The organism is Armatimonadota bacterium, from assembly GCA_016789105.1.
GTDB lineage: Bacteria > Armatimonadota > Fimbriimonadia > Fimbriimonadales > Fimbriimonadaceae > UphvI-Ar2.
Genome location: JAEURN010000004.1, coordinates 160,848 through 178,780, shown reverse-complemented (window position 1 = coordinate 178,780; position 17,933 = coordinate 160,848). Strand labels below are relative to the sequence as shown.

The following is a 17,933-nucleotide window of genomic DNA, read 5'->3' as shown; positions in this document are numbered from 1 at the left end:
TTTTCCACGCCAGAGCGACCCGAGACCCCCACGCGCCCCACGCATAATAAGCAGGAATGCGCCTGCACCAACTGGCGCGCCGCCTCACGCAGCACCCAAATCTTTTTGAGGCAACCCAACCCGGGGGGGGGTCGGCAACTTGGTCGCACCTTTCGGCGGGAGCCCGACCCTGCCTGGCCGCCGGGCTCTATGCAAGCAACCCCCGCCAGACGCTGCTCGTCGTCCGCAATTACGAGGCTGCCCTTTCTTGGCAGGCAAAACTTATTTTGTTTGGTGTCCCCCAAGACCGGATCCGGCTATTGCCAAGTGGCCTGAGTGCCCTTTTCGAAGACGCCGCGCCGGAAACCGTCGCCCTCAGCGACCGACTTGGGTCGCTCAGGTTCCTCGCTTCTCAAGAACCCGGTTTCGTCATCGCCACACCTCAGGCGGCCCTCGAACGAACCCTACACACCCTCGACATCCTGGAAAACACGTTGGAATTCGCCCCAGGGCTCGAAATCGAATCGAAAGAGGCGGCCAGCCGACTCCTGGGACTGGGTTACGAAGCGTCCGATCCGGTCCGGGTTCCCGGACAATACTGCCGGAGGGGAGGAATCCTCGACATTTTCCCAGTTGGGCACGACCTCCCCGTCCGGGTCGAATTCTTTGGCGACACCATCGAATCGATCCGCCGGTTTGACCCCATGACCCAACGGTCAAGCGATCCGGCGCCTGCCTTTTCCATCGGCATCAGCCGCGAGACCGTGCTCCCTTCTCCCGAACTCGGATTAGACGACATGCTCCAGCGCGCCGTTGAAGTCGAATCCGCAAACCTTGGCGAGGATGCTGCCAAACGCCTTGAGGAACTGGTCAACGAAGACCGTCTCGCACTGGAGAACCAAACCTATTTCGACCGGCTCGACCTTTACCGGCCCCTCATCCAACCCGACGGGCCCTGCGCAATCGATTACCTCGGGGAAGAAGGGCTGCTCATCCTCGACGAACCGCTTGACCTCGAATCGACGGCTGTCCGCTTAGCGGAAGAACTCGGCGAAGCCCTTTCCCACCGGCATCAAAGGGGCGAAATCCTCGAATCCCACGCCAACGACTTCGTCCATTCGGCCGAGCATTTTGCCGACGCCCCCAACCTCATCAGCCTTACCGCGATGAACGCAGTCCCGGACTGGATTGGCCAATCAGAGGAGTTCGAGATTGGGGCCGCTCCGGTCGACAACTACCGGGGGCAGCCCGCTGCCCTCACCCGCAGCATCCAAAACTGGGTCAACCAGGGGCTTTGCGTTGTTTTTGCCACCGACCAGCCGAGCCGGACACGATCCGTGCTCGCCCAAGTCGAAATTTTTCCGACTGCGCTCGATAACGGGCACCCCTGGGATCAATCGGATGGCTTGCCACCGGGGCTCTACATCATAGACGGCAACCCAGCAGCGGGCTTTGCCATTCCAAAGGCAAACCTCGCCGTCATGACCGACCACGAGCTCTATGGGGTGGCCAGGCTCAAGTTGCCGCAACGCAAGTTCAGCGAAGGCATGCCGATCACCACCGTCCTCGACCTCAAACCGGGAGATTTTGTGGTGCATATCAACTTCGGCATCGGGGTTTTCCAGGGTCTGGTGCAGCGGACCCAAGATGGCATCCAAAAAGAGTATCTGCACATCAAATACAAAGCCCCCGACCAGCTCTTTGTCCCGGCCGACCAGCTCGACAGAATCCAAAAGTATGTGAGCCCAAGCGATGCCGAACCCAAGATAAACAGGCTTACGGGGGGGGAGTGGAAGAAAGCAGTCGCCAAGGCTCGCGAGGAAGCCCGGGAGTTCGCAAGGGATCTCATTAAGCTCTATGCCGAACGGAAAAAGGTCACCCGCGATGCCTACCGGTCAGATGCGGAGACCCTCCATGAAATGGAGAACACCTTTCCCTATGTCGAAACCCCCAGTCAACTTCAGGCAATCAACGACGTCAAGCAAGACCTGAAGTCCGGGTACCCCATGGACCGGCTCGTTTGCGGCGATGTCGGGTTCGGCAAAACCGAAGTCGCCGTCCGCGCCGCATTCCTGGTGGCGCAATCCGGCAAACAGGTGGCCATCCTTTGCCCCACAACCATCCTCAGCGAGCAACACTACCGCTCGTTCTCAGAGCGGTTGGCCGGATTCGATATTGAAATCGCCCTGCTCAACCGGTTTGTCACGGCCGGCGAACGGCGCCAGGCTCTAGAAAAATTGGAGTCTGGGGAACTCGATATCGTCATCGGAACCCATGCCCTCCTCAGCAGCGAGCTCAAATTCAAAGACCTCGGGTTGCTCGTCATCGATGAAGAGCAAAAATTCGGGGTCAAACACAAGGAATCGCTGAAGAAGCTCCGGGTGAATGTCGACGTCCTGAGCATGAGTGCCACCCCCATCCCCCGCACCCTGAGCATGGCCCTCATGAACATTCGGGAGATGTCGCTGATCAACGACCCGCCACCCGGACGCCTCCCCGTGCGGACGTTCGTCCGGCCGACCAGCAACGAGGTCGTCCGGGAGGCCGTGTTGAGGGAATTGGCCCGGGGGGGACAGGTCTTTTATGTTTACAACCGCGTCAGCGGCATCTACCATGTCGCCGACCGGCTCAAAAAGCTTGTCCCCCATGCCCGGGTCGCCGTTGGCCACGGCCAAATGACGGAGAAAGAACTCGAACCGGTCATGGTCGGGTTCGTCCAAGGGGAGATCGACGTCCTGGTTAGCACCACTATCGTCGAAGCTGGGCTGGACATCCCCAACGCCAACACCTTGATCGTTGAAAATGCCGACTACTTTGGACTCTCGCAACTCTATCAACTCCGTGGGCGGGTGGGCCGGTCCGACCGGCAAGCGTACGCCTACCTCCTCTATGCCCCCGATAAATCGCTGACGGAAACCGGTACCGAACGCCTGACGGCGCTTGCTGAGTTCAACCAACTCGGATCTGGCTATTCCCTAGCCTTCCGCGACCTCCAAATCAGGGGAGCCGGCGACATCCTTGGGGCAAAACAGTCCGGGCAGATGATGGCGATCGGATACGACCTTTACACCCAGCTCATAGAAAGCGAAGTCCAATTTCTCAAAACCTATGCCGATGGCGACCGGCCTTCCGGATACGAAGACCCCCTCGCCGGATTGGAGCCCCTCCCCGCCATCGATCTCCCCGTCCAAGCCCTCATCCCGGAACACTTTGTGGAAGACCCCGCCCAAAGGCTCTACTTCTACAAACAACTGATGACCGCACGCAACCCCCTTGCCCTTGCCGAAGTCGCCGCCGACCTCGAAGACCGGTATGGCCGGCTCCCGAAAGAAGTCAAAACCGCCGTCGACATCATGGCGGCCCGCATCACCGCTCGCGAACTGCATATCCAACAGATCGACGGGAACCAGGGCCGGCTCAAGGTCACATTTTCGGAAAACCACCCGCCCCATCCCCGCATCCCGGGAATCATTGCCCGGCACAAGGGCGATGCCTACATGAGCCAAGACGACCTCATCTGGCCGTTTGCCGGCTCCCCGCTGGAGGCCGTCCACAGCTTCCTCAAGGCTCTCGACAACGCCCAAACCGAACTCGCCGAGTCGCGTATCTACTCGGCAAACTAGGTCGGACGGGCACGGACACCCTGGCAAATTTGCTGGAAATTTTCGGGGGTTGACCGTCTCTTAACCGATTTGGGCCCGGTCGGCAACCCCTGCAAGCGGCAAACCGTTACACTTGGGCTGTCTCGGCGGGAACGGTGCTCCTCACTATTCCCGGCTGATCTGAGAGGAATAAAACCATGAACAAAACCATTGCTCTTGCGGCATTTGCCGCAGTAGCTGCTGGTGCCAACGCCAGCCTCATTTTGACCGCCCCGAACTCTGCCGTTGGTGAGAACTTCGACGGCCTTGGCTCCACCACTGTCACCGGCATGTTCTCGGCGACTGTTGGCGTCCAATCCGCCATCACCGGTTCCACCTTCGACGGCACCCGCATCGCCGGTACCACCACCGCGGCCACCGACCTGACCGCAAATGACGGCTCCTCCAACGCCGGCAGCATGTACTCCGACGGCGCGGTCGGCAGCGCGGAGCGCGCCCTCGGGATGCTCGCCTCGGGCAGCCGCATCATGGCCTTCGGTGTGGAAATCGTCAACAACACCGGTGTCGCCCTCGACTCCATCACCCTGCGGTTCCACCAAGAAAACTGGCGCTCCTCCACCTCGAGCAGCGGAACCCCGAACACGATGACTTTCGCATGGGGCGTTAACTCGACTTCGGCCACCTACCTGACTGATGCCGGCTTGACCAACGATGCCACCTTCAACCTGGTCGGCCCGACGCCGGTTGCCACCAACGGGGCCCTCGACGGCAACCTTGCCGCCAACCAAGTCAACTTCTTTGGCAACATCACGTTCGCCACGCCGCTCGCCAACGGTCAAAGCGTGTTCCTCCGCTGGTCCGACGTTGACGACCAAGGCAGCGACGCCAACATCGCCATCGACGACTTCAACGTCGTTGGAAATGCGGTGCCCGAACCGGCGACCCTCGCCGTCCTCGGCTTGGTGGCTGCTGCTGCCGCCCGCCGCAAGCGCAAGTAAATCGGGACTGCACCCATTCAAATCCGCCGCCTTCTTCAAAGGCGGCGGATTTGATTGTTTGGCATGAGTTCTATAAACTTTTTGGCCCGAGGCCCTCGTCACATTAACAGGAGTCGCCTATCATACGGTTAGGGCAGGGGCATATGCGCGCAAAAGGATTCACCCTCATTGAGCTGTTGGTCGTCATCGCCATCATTGCCATCTTGGCCGCCTTCATCTTCCCCGTCCTCGTCCAAGCCAAAGCCGCCGTTGAGACCATGGGGGTCGGGCGCAACGGGAAGCAGATCTACACCGCTGCCGCCCTTTACCAAGCCGACAGCGACGACACGTTCCCCTTGGCCATGTATGCCGACGGTCCGGTGATGCAAGCCTGGTTCGGCCGCCAGATCGACACCTACCGGTACGACAACTCTCTCGGCTTGCTCAGCCCCTACATCAAAGGCAAAGTCGGCCGCGACCCAACCCTCGTCGCCGAAGACTGGATGGGCGACGAAACTGGGATCGGCTACAACTGGGGCGTCATCGGCAGCGACATGCACGAACGCAACGACTACTCCCAGTTCCCGAACTGCACAGGGGCCGCCACCAGCACCTCCCTCGAAAACGCTTCCCGCACCGTCGTGTTTGCCACTTCGGCGTTCTACAACGTTTCCTGGATCCCCGGTGGAGACGGCAAAAAGCACCTCTTCAACTTCTTCGATCCCATGGAGTTTTGGAACAACGTGCCTAACGTAGATTTCCGCCATCAAGGCACCGTGACCGTCGACAACCAAGACCACGTCGTCCGCCATAACGGCCGGGCGATCTTCATCTTTGCTGACGGCAATACCCGGACTTACAAAAAAGGCGAACTTAAAAGAGATTGGTTCTGGCGCGAGCCGCTCGCTCAGTAACGCGCTTTTGCGACAATTCCATATTCTTGCCGCATTTTTAGATGCCGTACCGTCCGCATTATCAGATGTCCAACGATCCGCAAGGAACGCAACCCATCCACATCGACCAAGTCCTTGCCGTCATGATCGACCAACTGGCGGCCATCGCCTGGCAAAAACTTGGACTCCAAAACGACTTTGCCACCGGCAAGATCGAAAAGGACTTGGCTCAAGCAAAAACTGCCGTTGATGTCGTCGCCCAATTGGCCGAACACCTGATCCCGCAATTGGATGAAAGCGATAAGCGCCAAATGCAGAACCTGGTCAGCAACCTCAAAATCAACTATGTCCAAAAGTGTGCGGAGGAAGGGCAATGAGCCGCGAACTCCGCCAAGACCAACTGGCCGCCGCATTCTGCGACCACTTTGCCCACCTTGCCGCGGTCGTCGCCGACGCATCACGCTATGGCCAGTCCCCCGGGCTGGAGCACCAGTTTGTTGCCGAGCGGGCTTGGCTCATCCGCAACTACCCGCACGTTAAACGCCAATTGGCCCGCCACCTGGAGCCAACCCGCCCCACCGCCCAATCTTGGACCGCACCACCAGACTCGTTCGAAAGGCTGTTTTCTTCACCCAGTCTGCTCCACATCCTTTGCCAAGACCCCGCCACACTCAACCAATTATTGAACGCAACCGGCGAGGCCGTTGAAAAGGCGTTCCGGACGGCCGGCAAGAATTCCGGCAAAGCCACCGTCTCGTGAGCCGGGCCGAACTCTGGCTGGCAACCTACGGGCCGAAGTTCGCCGTCGAAGAACGGCTCTTCGAACTAAAGGTTTTCCAGCACAAAAACTACCTTCCTGACCTTTCGGTTGAAGACGGCAGCGGATTCCTTTTTGCCAAGAACGACCCTTACGGAACGCTGTTCGGCGAGCCCAACCTCAACCGGATCCACATCAACAGCTTCGCCTTCCAGACCCTGCAAGATGCAGATCGGATCTTGTCTCAGTTTTTGGAACGCGTGCCTCCCGGGAGGCCAGTTGTTTTTGGCCAGGACCAGGGCCACTTCTTTCCGGGCGTCCCCGAAGAGTGCCCCGAAATCGTCAGCCTTTTGGAGTGCCACGGGTTTAGCAAGCAGGGCGATTGTGCCAACGATTTGGAGCACGACCTAAGGGGATTTCAAAGCGAACCGGGATGGATCGCCCCGATGGAGAGCATGGGAATCCAAATGGGGCTCTGCAGCGAAGCCGACGTCCCGGCCCTTGATGAATTCCTCACCCGGGAGTTCCCCGGCAGGTGGCATTACGACACCGTCGTCGAAAAATGCCGGCAATGGCACGAAGCGCACGACATTGTGGCCCTCTGGGTTGGCGGGACGATCGAGGGTTTTGCCTACACCCAAAACTTCAAGACGACCGCCCACCCGGTCGCCGGGTGGAATTGGCATTTGGATCTTGGATCCCAGTCGGGGGCGCTCGGCCCCATCGGCGTCTCAAAACGGGTCAGGGGTCAAAAGCTGGGCGGAGCGCTTCTCTCGTACGGGCTGTCCCACCTCAAGGGGCTCGGCGTTGCCCAGTGCATCATCGACTGGACCAGCCTGGTCGACTTTTATGGCAAATATGGTTTCCGTGTCAACCGCCGGTACCAAGCCATGGCTAGGCCGCCGCAATGAGATAAATTATCGGCATGGGAAGACCAGGATACCGGCAAGGACCGCAACCCGTCCGCCAGGGCAGGGGTTCGTGCCTGATGGGGCTAATCGTTGCCGGGTTTGCGATCTTCGGCTATTTCGCCAGCAGCCAAACCAACCCGGTGACCGGCGAGTCCCAACATGTCAGCCTCTCGCCCGAACAGGAAATCACCCTCGGACTGCAGGCAGCCCCCGAAATGGCGGCCCAACACGGCGGCGAAGTCCTCACCGGGCCGGAAGCCGATGCCGTCCACCGAGTCGGAAACTTGATCGTCCACAACACGGTGGCCAAGAATTCCCCCTATCGGTTCGAATTCCACCTCCTCGCCGATAACCAAACCATCAATGCCTTTGCCTTGCCTGGCGGCCAGGTCTTCATCACCCGGGCCCTCTTGGGACGCCTGGAAACCGAAGGGCAACTGGCAGGGGTTTTGGGGCACGAGGTCGGGCACGTCATCGAACGGCACGGCGCCCAGCAAATGGCCAAGCAGCAGCTGAGCCAAGGCCTTTCCACCGCCGTTGCCGCAGCCAGCGACAACCCGAACTCGGCCGTCCTCGCCCAAGCGGTCGGCCAAATGCTCAACATGAAGTACGGACGCGAGGACGAACTGGAATCAGACCGTTGGGGAGTCCGGCTCACCGCAGAGGCAGGTTACGACCCCCGGGCCATGATCGGCGTGATGCAAATCCTCGAAAAGGCAACCGGTGGATCGCGCCAACCGGAATTCATGTCCACCCACCCTAATCCCGGCAACCGGATCGAGAAAATCGAGGACGAAATCAAGGCCCAATTCCCAGAAGGTCTTCCCCCAGGGCTCCGACCTTGAAGGATTTGCCGCCCGCGAAGCGACCGCATGATATGAAACCTTGCGGGAAAAAAAATTATGGGGCGAATAACCGGGCTTGAACCGGCGACCTCCTGAGTCACAGTCAGGCGCTCTAACCAACTGAGCTATACTCGCCACGCTTCGGCCCAAGTGTATCCCACGTTCGACCGCTTTTGGGGGACTGCCCATTTTGCGTTGGTTTTTGCTGTTCCCCGGCGAATGGTTGATCAGGGACGGGCAATCCGATAGAATGGCGGAATCGAACCCCTCCCCTTTGACCCGCAAATCGCCGGAGTCGACGAAGCCGGACGGGGGCCGATTGCCGGGCCCCTGGTGGTGGCCGCGGCCATCCTGCCCGAGGGGTTCGATGCAACCGGGCTGAACGATTCGAAAAAATTGACCGCCGGGCAAAGGGATTTCGTGTTTTGGCGCATTGTCGCCCAGTGCCGCTATTCCCTCGTCATCGTTCCCCCCCAAGAGGTGGATCGGCTCAACATCTTGAGGGCCACCCTTTTGGCGATGGGTCGGTCTATCGCGGAACTCGATCCCCCAGCTGCCGTCGTTGACGGGAACCAACCCCCAGTCGGCGCAAGCTGCCCAACTTCGACATTGATCAAAGGCGATGCAAAAAATGCCTCCATCGCCGCGGCTTCGATTCTTGCCAAAGTCACGCGCGACCGCCTGATGGCCGAAGCGGCGTCTGCCTTCCCCGGGTACGGCTTTGATACCCACTTTGGCTACTACAACCCCGCCCACCGGGAAGCCCTCGCCCGGCTCGGGCCCTGCGCTATCCACCGACGGTCGTTTGAACCCGTCAAGTCAATGCTGAACCAGCCGGGGCTGTTTTGAAGAGACCCGGAACCGATGCCGAAGACCAAGCCGCAGACCATTTGTTGGGACTGGGCTACACCATCGTCGCGCGGAGGGTCAAAACCCGGTCGGGGGAAATCGACATCGTGGCTTTGGATGGCGACACGTTGGTGTTCGTCGAGGTCAAATCGCGCGCCCGCGGTCCGGTTTCACCGGAAGAAGCCCTGACCCAGACCAAATCGCACCGGTTGAAGGCCGCCGCCGAAGAGTACTGCTACGCGGCTGGCGGCCCTGACCTCCTGGCCAGGTTCGACCTCATCGCCATCGATGCCGACGGCTTGCGCCACCACCAAAGCGCGTTGGGTTAGTGAACCCTACTTCCTTCAGGCGCTTCGGAATCGGGCTGAAGCAGAATCGCTTCCCCGGATTCATCGTCGGCCGCCAACAGCATCCCTTGGCTCTCCATCCCCATAAGCTTGGCGGGTTTGAGATTGGCGACGACTACCACTTGGCGGCCGATCAAATCTTCCGTCCCGTACTTCTTTTTGATCCCCGCCAAGATCTGCCGCATCTCGGCCCCGACCTTCACTTGGAGCTTCATCAGCTTTTCGCTTTTTTCAACCGGCTCGGCTTCGATGATCCGACCGACACGGAACTCAAACTTCATGAGGTCGGCGAATTCGACCTCAGCGGCCGGCTCGGGGAGGCCTTTGGTTTTCGGTTTGGCTTCCGGTTTGGGTTCGGGGTTTGCGGGTTTATCCTCGGGTTTGAGTTCTTCCATGACGGTTTTGTCCAATCGGGGGAAAATCGGATCAGGCTGGTTGAGGGCGGTGCCCGGCGGGATCAATCCGGCGCCCACCGCTTCCCACCGCTCCACTGGGGATACGCCGAGCTGGGTGAACATCTGGGCCGAGACATGGGGGATCACGGGTGAAAGGATCGCCGCTGCGTTGGCCACCACGTCTAGCATCGAAGCAACCACAGCGCCCAAAGCCGGATCGCCATTCTTTGCCAAAGCCCACGGGGCGCGGTCATCAATGTACTTGTTTAGCCAACGGATCAGGTCGATCCCGGCGGCCGCAAATTCGTCGAGGCGCAGGGTTTCCATGGCCGTCATCGCCAGACCCTTGGCCCGGAGAACTGCTTCTCTGGCGTCGCCTTCCACCGCCGCGTCCGGCATCGTTCCGCCGCTAAATTTGTGCGCCATGCTCAGGCTGCGGTTCAAAGCGTTGCCCAGGTCGTTAGCCAGATCGGCATTGTAGATCCGCCCGACTTCTTCCCAGGTGTAATTGGTGTCCCCTTCATAAGGCAACGACCGGATCAGGCTGAACCGGACGACGTCTCGCGCCACATGCGGCGAACACCCGCCTTTCTCGGCGAAGAATCCGGTCAAGTCGGCCGGAGCGATGACATTGCCCTTGCTCTTGCTCATTTTGCTTTCGCCAAAAACAAACCAACCATGGGCGATCACCGTCTTCGGCAAGGGTAGGTCGGCCGCCATCAACATCGCCGGCCAAAGCGTGGCATGGAACCGGGTGAAAATCTCCTTGGCCATCCAATGCACGTCGGCTGGCCACGTTTCTTGCCATCCCTCTTCTGGCCATCCGGTCGCCGCCAAATAGTTGATGAGGGCGTCGAACCAAACATAGATGACTTTGCCGTCGTCACCGGGCACCGGGATCCCCCAGCCCGGGTTGGCCCGCGTGATGCAAATATCACGCAACCCCTGCTTGATGAAACTGACGACCTCGTTCTTGCGCCCGGCCGGAAGAAGCCAATTCGGTTCCGACTCGATCTTTTCCAGGAGCCGATCCCCAAAAGCTGAAAGCTTGAAGAACCAGTTGTCCTCTTCCACCCAGCGGACTTCGTTCCCATCCGGGCTCTTCCCATCGACCAACTCGGATTCCCGAACAAATGTCTCGGCACTGACGTCGTACCACCCTTCGTATTTGTCCTGATAAATGTAGCCTTTGTCCCGGATCACCTCAAACAACCGCTGCACTGCCCGGCGGTGTTCATCGCACGTGGTGCGGAAAAACACATCGTACGACACGTCGAGCGAATCGGCGCAATCCCGGAAAGCCTGGCTGATCCGGTCCACAAACAACATCGGGTCTTCGCCCGCCGCTTCGGCCGCCTCTTTCACTTTCAGGCCGTTTTCATCCGTCCCGGTCAAAAAATAGGCGTCTTCGCCGTGCATCTGACGATACCGTTTGCACACGTCGCAAGCCAGCATCGTCAGCGCATGGCCCACATGGGGCACCGAATTCACGTAATAGATTGGCGTGGTGACGTAATAGCGCTTCGGCATGGAAGAAGCCAGTGTACCGACCGCCGAACGGCGCTCTCCGGCCCATCGGATTTTTCAAGTCCCGTATTTCGACGGTGTCCCATTTTGCGCAATATCCGACAACTGACGTAGCGGCAAGCTTAGACGATGAAACGATCCCCCACAAAGATTAGGGCCTTCACGTTGTTGGAAACAACGATGGCCATGTACATCACCCTCGTCGGAGTTCTTACCTTCGCCGGGATGGCGGTCTTTGCCAACAAAGTCGGGATGCAGGCCAAAATCCGGTCGGGCGCCTACCAAATTGCCAACCAACAGCTGGAAGTCTTGCGGACAACAAGTTTCGACAACCTGGCTGTCCAAAATGCGACGGCGTTCACCGTGCCCAGCGAGTTCACATCGTCACTCCCCGGGGCCAACAATTCCAAGTACCAGGTTGCCGGAACCTACACCATCGAAGACTTTTCGACAACCGCCAAACAAGTTTCCGTCCGGATCCAGTGGCGGTCTGCCGCAACGCCAGAGGGCCAAACCGCACCGTGGTCCGAAGTCCGCCTGACATCTATCCTCGCCAAACCCGGCTCCGTTACGGCAGGAGCAATTAACTAATGAAGAAGAACCGCGCCTTTTCAACTCCGGAATTGATGGTCTCTGGAGGGATCATGCTCGCCGTCACCGTCCTCTCCTTTGACGTCATGCTCACCGGGGCCAAACTCAGCACCGCCGGGGTGGCAGCATCATCGCACGAATCCGAGGCCCGCAACGGCGTCGACATCATCCAAAGAGACATCGCTGAATCGGATGGGGTCAAGTCCAAGCTCAACGACACCGGGGGCACCAAAGCCAATACCAACAAGACGTTGATCCTGAAAAAGTCGATCTACGATGCCAACGGCGACGTCGTGGTTGGCAAATGCTCCTATGTCGTCTATTCGGTTCAAAAGGTGGATGGCAAAGATTGCCTGGTCCGCTACACCGGGATCCAAGTCGGAACCAACCCCTTCACCCTGGTCAAAGACCGGTCGATCATCTCCGATCTCGTATCCATCAAGATCATCACGATGAGATCGTCAACGATCTCTCCGTTTCTGGGGATCTACACGCTGCCAGGCCCGACAACTTCAGGTACGCCAAGTGGGAACAAGATCCGGTTGAGGGGGGCGACGATTCCCGAGGCCAACGTCTCGGCCAGCGAATGTTCGGCAACTGCCGATGGAGGAGCCATCAACACTGCCCTATGCAATTTGACAAGCAAAGTCCTTTGCGTGGGCAACACCGTTTCCCTCAAACTCGGGATCGCCACCAAGCCGGCTGACTTCCTATTTGAAACCGATATGACCAACGCCATCACCGCGGACTACGATAGCGACGCCAGTCGCGTGGCGATTGCCATCACCACTGAAGGCCGCCATGGCCAGCCCGACAACACGATCCCGGTAGGAGGGAACTTGAAGAATGCCCAATAGGAACCGATTCGCCACCAAAAGGGCAGGATCCAGCCTTTCCATCTCCATGATGTTCTTCGCCGTCATCGCGATGGTGACCCTCACCGCAGTCGGGGTCAGCACCACCAACGACGCCATGGCCCAACGCTCGGTGGAAAAAACCCAGGCAACCGCCCTCTCCGAGAGCGGGATCCAAGTGCTCTACGACCAGATCTGCCGCGACACGGTGGCCCTGCAATTCCCAACCAAGGCCGTTTCCCAAAACACCGTGAACACCATGTTTTCCGGAAAAACCCGCCTTCAGGGAGGCTTTAGCGCCAAGGTCTTGAACGTCGACTCCGTCCGCACTTCCCCGGCCCCCGGATATTCCAAAGGCTCGGTGCAATATATCGACACATACCAGGTCGAGGGCACCGGAACAGCCAAGAATGGAACGACGTCTATCACCCGGGCGACCTTTCGGCTCAAACGGGTCTACAACAACGACGGCACACCGGGCGCTGGTGCCGTTTCCGTGGAATTCCCGGGGGTTATCAACTCCAACACGGACATTAAGATCGTCACCAATGCCGGTGTCCGAACCCAAGACCCCGCCGGAACCAACAAGTCGGCCAGCATCGTGGCCAACACCGGCATTACTTGGACTCCGTTTAGCGGGAGCAAAACCGCCTATGTGAACCCCAACATCATCGACATTCAAGGCCAGATCTTGGTGCCCAACCAACCTGATACGTCCATCGTCGATTACACAAAGGGGATCAGCGGGCTCGGCAACCCCAATGGCACAAAGAACTATCAATCCGCGTCATCCATGATCTCAGCCGGGGCCTCCTACGATGCCAATTCCAATGAGATCACGGGTATGGGGCAATCCAAGTATTACCTCGGTCTCAAAGAGTTGATCCAGCTTAAGGCGGATCTCCTCACCCAGGCTCAAACCGCCCCCGGTTCAACCACATACGGTTCGGTTTCCAGCAACTCGGTAGCCTTTGATTCAACCCTGGGCCGCAAGATCATCAAGGCTCCGGCTGTCATCGCCGGCAACCTAGACATTGCCGCCGGAGACCACATCCACTTCGTCCCACGTTCCACCAAGGTTGATGACAACGTCATCTATGTCACCGGCAACGTGACCAACCTGGGCGAACTTTCCAACATGGGGGTCAAATTCGTCGTGCTCGGGCAATACACCGACGGCCCCAACGCCGTATACCAGCTCGGCACGCAAAACAGCCCCTATGCCTCACTTTCCGAAGTGTATAAAAATGGCGGGTTCATCAGCTTCAACCAAAGGGTTGATGCCATCAAGATCACGAGCAACGCTTCGGCGCAGTATGGAAACGTCTATGCGGCGGCGGGGGGCATTTTGATCACCGGCAACTTGGAGATCAACGGGATCCTCACTTCGGGCGGGCCGGCAAAATATGCGACGAACGAGATCTGGGCCGACCAACCTTCCGGGCGGTCAACCAATGCCCAATATGGGGGCGGCGTGCAGATCTTGCCCAACAACGGCGGCTCGTTCGTCATGAACTACATCCGCGAGGCCAAGGAGTTCAAGATCGGGGCCGGGAACGGCAACATTGCGCAGACCCTCCTTGAACCGATCCGCGCCGACCGGCTCACTGATTGGCGGCGGATCCGCTAAACACGGCGGAGGCTATCCGCTAACAACCACCCGGCTAGTCCGGCGGGATACACGATCCCGCCGGACCATACCGCTGTTTGGGCCACTGCTTCCCACCCATAGCCAAACCGGGCCATCGACAAAGCCCCCACGGCCAGGGCCGAGCCCGCCAAAACTTTCGTGACCCCGGCGTGGAACGACTTTTGGGTCAGCCCAACCAAAACATAGAGCGCAGCCGCCAGCCAAAAATTGGCCAAGGAAACCAACAACACCACGATTCCCGGGTGGAGCCGGTACCCGGCCGCGCCACCCCCCAAATCGAAATGCTCGATTTGGCCCGCTGCCGAAAGCGATGACCCGATGGAGAATCCGGCAACGCCCGCCATCACGATTTGGCCCAAAGTCCACGTTGAAACCGGCGCAACACCGCTGGCGATCGCCGGCTCCCGGGCCACCGCCGTGTAGCACACCGCCGCCACAACAGAAATCAGCCCGAACAACAGCGCATAGCTGGGCGCCTTTTCCGACTGGTAGGCCGAAGGCTTGGGCTTCCGGGCCAGCGCTTCCATCATCGCAACGCTCAAATCCCGGTAACGATCGCTGGATGGGTCGTACTGCGCCGCATAGCCAAACTGCTTGGCCGCCTCGGCAAAATCGCCCTTGATCCGGGCCGCATCGCCCAAAACCCCATACACCGCCGCATTCCGGATCCCGAGGGAAGACAGCTGCTTGGCGACCGCTTCCGCCTCGGCCAACCTCCCTTGGCGGGAGAGCCTCTCCATCTCGGACACCATTTTCTGCCGCCGCAAGAACTCCTCTTTGCTGATATCGGCCGCCGGCTCGTCTTTCCAAGCTTGGCGGCCGCTGAAATAGCCGGCTGTCTGCACCCGTCCCGGATCGGGTTGCGCCTGGGGACGGCTTTCCGCAGCAACGGGGTCGCCGGAGCCCCGCTTCCGAAACCGGTCGTAGACCGCCTTCCGTTCCGGGTTGGAAAGGGTCTCGTAAGAATCCTTTATCGACAGAAACCGGGACTTGGCCGCATCCCCGGGGTTGAGATCCGGGTGGTACTGCCTGGCCAAGCGGCGGAATGCCGATTTGATCTCGGAGTCGGTGGCGTCGGGGGAAACGCCCAAATTGGAATAGTGGTCATTCACCCAGATTGCTCATCGCACCCGAGGCATACCCCGTGTAGAACTTGATCACGATATAGGCGACATAAATCCCGACGACGATCAGCATCCCGACTCCGTAAAGGCTTGCCGCCTGCCGCGCTTTGGTCGTCCCCTCATCTTCGTAATACTCGCTGACCTTGATCAGCATGTCGTGCATGTTCCCCGTCATCTCCCCGGTTTTGACCATGTCGAGGACGATCGGGGTGAACGCCCCGGATTCGGCAAACGTTTCATAAATGCCCTGTCCCTCGCCCAGTCGGTGGACAATCGGATAAACCCGGGCGCGGACCGCCTCGTTGGCACAGCTGTCGGCCCCAAGCAGCAATGCTTCGCGGGTTGGGACACCCGCTTCATAAAGTGCGCCGAAGGCCCGACCGAACATCGCCATGGCAAACCCGTGCACCATCGTCCCGATGTAAGGCACACCCAAAAGAAAGGCATCCCAGGAGTATTTGACCGCTGGATTTTTCAATGCGTATTTCCGGAAAAAGAATCCGGCGGCAACGAGTCCGGCCACCACAAACCAGATCAACGATTCCGCCGTGATGCCAGATTTGCCCGGGGCGACCATGTTGATGATGAGATTGGTTGCCAAAATGATCAGGATCGAGGCCCCAAAAACGAGTTTGGGATAAAACGTCTCGCGCCGGATGAGGTTGCGCAGTTCGATGTCCCGCTGGATGTAATCAGCCAGCCGGAGGGCCATATCCCCCTGCATCCCACCCTGTTCCCCCGCCCGGACCATGGCCATCATCAAGGGGCTAAACACCTCGGGATACCGTTGCATCCCCACGCTCATCGGGCGGCCGGCGGCCGTGTGGTCGCGGAGTTCGAATAGCACTTCCCGCAGCTTGCCTTGGCTTTGCGCCCCCAACGTCTCCAAGGCTTGGCGAATTTCGATCCCCGCATTCAGCATCGTCCCCAATTGCCGAAACATGAACTGGAGCTTGCTGAGCGCGACACCGCCGACCAAGGGGCCGAGGAGATCGGTTTCCAGACGGCTCCTCGGATCTGTCGGCGGGATCCGCGTCTCCGGGATGGCGCCCCTGGGGGACTCGGCGGGAGCAAAACCGGCAAGCGGGTCTCCGGCCGATTGGGCCATGCCGAGCTGGCTGACCTTTAACCCCTGTTCGGCCAACCGCCCGGCGACCAAATCTAAGGAATCCCCGATGATCGTCCCCCGCACCTGTTTGCCGACCGCGTCGGTTGCTTGGTATTCAAAAACCGGCATCTACCAGCCCGTCCCCTCGAAAATCGCCTTCCACATCACGTCATAAAAATCCCGCATCATTAGTGCCGCCACGATCGAGCTCACGCCAAAGACAAAAAGCCCGACCCAAACCCAGGCCTTGACCTTCAAGACGTTCTCCATCATCTTCTGGTCGCCGTGGGCGATCCGCTCCACCTGTTGCATGGCGTCGGGAGTGGTTCCCGTCAGCTCACCCGTGCGGATGAGGTCCACCAGCTCGTCGGGCATGAGTTTGCGCGGGATGATTTGCGAAAGCGGGGTGTCCTCCCGAAATGGCCGACCATATTCCACCATCCGGTCGCGGTATTCCTTGTTGGGGATGGCGGCGGCCGCCAAGCCGAACGCCCGGTAAGGGCTTACCCCCGCGATGCTGAGGCGCTGCAGGTGGTAACTCAACTCCCGGCTGCTTTCTGAGCGGGTCCTGCGGCCGATCAACGGCAATTTGGCGGCCAGAGCATGCCGCAACGGCAAAAACCAAATCCGGCCGAACAGATAGGGGCCGAAGAGGAACAACCCCGTGATCGCGAGCATCCCTACCAACGGCCAACCCACCAAAGCGCGAAACCAGGCGTCGAAGTACATCGAGACAGGGCTTCCCCCTTCTGGGTTGTTGGAATTGATGTACCGGCCCAAGGCATCGGATCCCGCATGCATCACCGGCATGAAGGGAACCAAAATCACCGTCGAAAAAATCGAAAGGCTGGTCCACAAGTAATGCCGCCGGACTTTCCAACTAGCCTGGATCTGCTCAGACGTATGCAGCAAAGCATCCGGCAAATACCCTCCGGCCTCACCGGCGCGGACCGAGCCGACGACCCCATCCGGGAAAATCTCCGGATACACCTCCATGGCATCGCTCAGCGACATCCCTTGGGCGGTCAGTTTGGCCATGTCCTCCATGGCCCGGCACGCTTTGGCCTTGATGCTCCGCCGGGTCGAGAGCTCTTTCAGCATCTCCGTGGCGCTGATCCCAGATCGAAGGATCACCCCCATCTGGTTCAACAACATCCACAGGTCGTAATCTTTGAAGAATCCGGTGAGCTTTTGTCCGGTTGCTTGAACCGGTCGGGCGGCCTGGCTGTAACTGTATTGTGGATCGGGCGCCGAATAAGGGACGGCCGCCGGATTACCTTGGACAATTGGGGCGATGCGCTGGCTGCCAACCGCCGCCGGGGCAACCCCGCCATGGCCAGCGACCATGTTCAGGCCCTGTACAGCCAATCCCTGTTGGCTGAGCCGCTGGACGACATCGTTCGCACTGGCCGCGGCCATCCGGCCCGAACTCAGTCGTCCCCCGGCATCCACCACCTGATAATCGAATTCCGGCATTCCCGAATCACCCTTGCTTGCGCGTGCCCGCCATTCTACTAATCAAG

16 protein-coding genes and 1 tRNA gene are annotated in these 17,933 nt (G+C 59.4%); 12 read left to right on the top strand and 5 right to left on the bottom strand.

Annotation, left to right across the window (positions count from 1 at the left end):
- Positions 1–56: 56 nt before the first annotated feature.
- The 7 genes from mfd to JNM28_03725 all read left to right on the top strand — a co-directional run bounded on the left by mfd (position 57) and on the right by JNM28_03725 (position 7,964).
- The gene (gene mfd, locus JNM28_03755; protein MBL8067540.1) at positions 57–3,602 is read left to right on the top strand and encodes a transcription-repair coupling factor; all 3,546 of its coding nucleotides are present in this window, start codon (positions 57–59) and stop codon (positions 3,600–3,602) included.
- 176 nt (positions 3,603–3,778) lie between these two features.
- Positions 3,779–4,579 (top strand): PEP-CTERM sorting domain-containing protein, encoded by an 801-nt coding sequence (locus JNM28_03750; protein ID MBL8067539.1) that lies wholly within the window; start codon positions 3,779–3,781, stop codon positions 4,577–4,579.
- A 143-nt stretch (positions 4,580–4,722) separates the two neighbouring features.
- Entirely contained in the window at positions 4,723–5,472 is a 750-nt protein-coding gene (locus JNM28_03745; GenBank protein MBL8067538.1) for a prepilin-type N-terminal cleavage/methylation domain-containing protein, read from the top strand.
- Positions 5,473–5,537: 65 nt separating this feature from the next.
- Entirely contained in the window at positions 5,538–5,828 is a 291-nt protein-coding gene (locus tag JNM28_03740; protein MBL8067537.1) for a DUF1844 domain-containing protein, read from the top strand.
- Positions 5,825–6,211: a hypothetical protein gene (locus tag JNM28_03735; protein MBL8067536.1), complete on the top strand. Its 387-nt coding sequence runs from the start codon at positions 5,825–5,827 to the stop codon at positions 6,209–6,211. Before JNM28_03740 ends, JNM28_03735 begins: the two co-directional genes overlap by 4 nt.
- Positions 6,208–7,119: a hypothetical protein gene (locus JNM28_03730; protein ID MBL8067535.1), complete on the top strand. Its 912-nt coding sequence runs from the start codon at positions 6,208–6,210 to the stop codon at positions 7,117–7,119. Before JNM28_03735 ends, JNM28_03730 begins: the two co-directional genes overlap by 4 nt.
- Positions 7,120–7,133: 14 nt before the next feature.
- Positions 7,134–7,964, top strand: coding sequence for a M48 family metalloprotease (locus JNM28_03725; GenBank protein MBL8067534.1), 831 nt, complete (start codon positions 7,134–7,136; stop codon positions 7,962–7,964).
- A gap of 58 nt (positions 7,965–8,022) precedes the next feature.
- On the opposite strand, the gene JNM28_03720 is transcribed toward JNM28_03725, so the two are convergent.
- Positions 8,023–8,099 (bottom strand) — tRNA-His (locus JNM28_03720).
- Positions 8,100–8,249: 150 nt separating this feature from the next.
- Here JNM28_03720 and JNM28_03715 point away from each other — a divergent pair.
- Positions 8,250–8,813 carry a ribonuclease HII gene (locus JNM28_03715; GenBank protein ID MBL8067533.1) on the top strand — a complete coding sequence of 188 codons (564 nt, stop codon included), beginning with the start codon at positions 8,250–8,252 and terminating at the stop codon, positions 8,811–8,813.
- Positions 8,810–9,142, top strand: a complete 333-nt coding sequence (locus JNM28_03710; protein MBL8067532.1) for a YraN family protein — start codon at positions 8,810–8,812, stop codon at positions 9,140–9,142. Before JNM28_03715 ends, JNM28_03710 begins: the two co-directional genes overlap by 4 nt.
- On the opposite strand, the gene metG is transcribed toward JNM28_03710, so the two are convergent.
- A complete protein-coding gene (gene metG, locus JNM28_03705; GenBank protein MBL8067531.1) occupies positions 9,139–11,085 on the bottom strand; it encodes a methionine--tRNA ligase in 1,947 nt (648 codons plus the stop codon). The two genes, JNM28_03710 and metG, sit on opposite strands and share 4 nt — an antisense overlap.
- Before the next feature lie 126 nt (positions 11,086–11,211).
- Here metG and JNM28_03700 point away from each other — a divergent pair, with 126 nt between their 5' ends.
- Genes JNM28_03700 through JNM28_03690 form a run of 3 tightly spaced genes read left to right on the top strand, consistent with a single transcriptional unit; the run spans position 11,212 to position 14,157 of the window.
- Positions 11,212–11,673 (top strand): hypothetical protein, encoded by a 462-nt coding sequence (locus JNM28_03700; protein MBL8067530.1) that lies wholly within the window; start codon positions 11,212–11,214, stop codon positions 11,671–11,673.
- On the top strand, positions 11,673–12,530 hold the full coding sequence (locus JNM28_03695) for a hypothetical protein (protein MBL8067529.1): 858 nt from the start codon (positions 11,673–11,675) through the stop codon (positions 12,528–12,530). The genes JNM28_03700 and JNM28_03695 overlap by 1 nt, the downstream gene beginning before the upstream one ends.
- Positions 12,520–14,157 carry a hypothetical protein gene (locus JNM28_03690; protein ID MBL8067528.1) on the top strand — a complete coding sequence of 546 codons (1,638 nt, stop codon included), beginning with the start codon at positions 12,520–12,522 and terminating at the stop codon, positions 14,155–14,157. The genes JNM28_03695 and JNM28_03690 overlap by 11 nt, the downstream gene beginning before the upstream one ends.
- Here JNM28_03690 and JNM28_03685 read toward each other — a convergent pair.
- The 3 genes from JNM28_03685 to JNM28_03675 are packed head-to-tail and all read right to left on the bottom strand — an operon-like array spanning position 14,154 to position 17,886.
- A complete protein-coding gene (locus tag JNM28_03685; protein ID MBL8067527.1) occupies positions 14,154–15,290 on the bottom strand; it encodes a DnaJ domain-containing protein in 1,137 nt (378 codons plus the stop codon). The genes JNM28_03690 and JNM28_03685 overlap by 4 nt on opposite strands.
- The gene (locus tag JNM28_03680) at positions 15,283–16,539 is read right to left on the bottom strand and encodes a type II secretion system F family protein (protein MBL8067526.1); all 1,257 of its coding nucleotides are present in this window, start codon (positions 16,537–16,539) and stop codon (positions 15,283–15,285) included. The genes JNM28_03685 and JNM28_03680 overlap by 8 nt, the downstream gene beginning before the upstream one ends.
- Positions 16,540–17,886: a type II secretion system F family protein gene (locus tag JNM28_03675; protein ID MBL8067525.1), complete on the bottom strand. Its 1,347-nt coding sequence runs from the start codon at positions 17,884–17,886 to the stop codon at positions 16,540–16,542. It lies immediately after the preceding gene.
- Between the last annotated feature and the right edge of the window lie 47 nt (positions 17,887–17,933).

Coding starts and splice junctions, on each gene's coding strand:
- JNM28_03725 (MBL8067534.1), top strand. CDS start 7,134: ATGGGAAGACCAGGATACCGGCAAGGACCGCAACCCGTCCGCCAGGGC.
- JNM28_03675 (MBL8067525.1), bottom strand. CDS start 17,886: ATGCCGGAATTCGATTATCAGGTGGTGGATGCCGGGGGACGACTGAGT.
- JNM28_03750 (MBL8067539.1), top strand. CDS start 3,779: ATGAACAAAACCATTGCTCTTGCGGCATTTGCCGCAGTAGCTGCTGGT.
- JNM28_03680 (MBL8067526.1), bottom strand. CDS start 16,539: ATGCCGGTTTTTGAATACCAAGCAACCGACGCGGTCGGCAAACAGGTG.
- JNM28_03745 (MBL8067538.1), top strand. CDS start 4,723: ATGCGCGCAAAAGGATTCACCCTCATTGAGCTGTTGGTCGTCATCGCC.
- JNM28_03735 (MBL8067536.1), top strand. CDS start 5,825: ATGAGCCGCGAACTCCGCCAAGACCAACTGGCCGCCGCATTCTGCGAC.
- JNM28_03700 (MBL8067530.1), top strand. CDS start 11,212: ATGAAACGATCCCCCACAAAGATTAGGGCCTTCACGTTGTTGGAAACA.
- JNM28_03740 (MBL8067537.1), top strand. CDS start 5,538: ATGTCCAACGATCCGCAAGGAACGCAACCCATCCACATCGACCAAGTC.
- metG (MBL8067531.1), bottom strand. CDS start 11,085: ATGCCGAAGCGCTATTACGTCACCACGCCAATCTATTACGTGAATTCG.
- mfd (MBL8067540.1), top strand. CDS start 57: ATGCGCCTGCACCAACTGGCGCGCCGCCTCACGCAGCACCCAAATCTT.
- JNM28_03695 (MBL8067529.1), top strand. CDS start 11,673: ATGAAGAAGAACCGCGCCTTTTCAACTCCGGAATTGATGGTCTCTGGA.
- JNM28_03690 (MBL8067528.1), top strand. CDS start 12,520: ATGCCCAATAGGAACCGATTCGCCACCAAAAGGGCAGGATCCAGCCTT.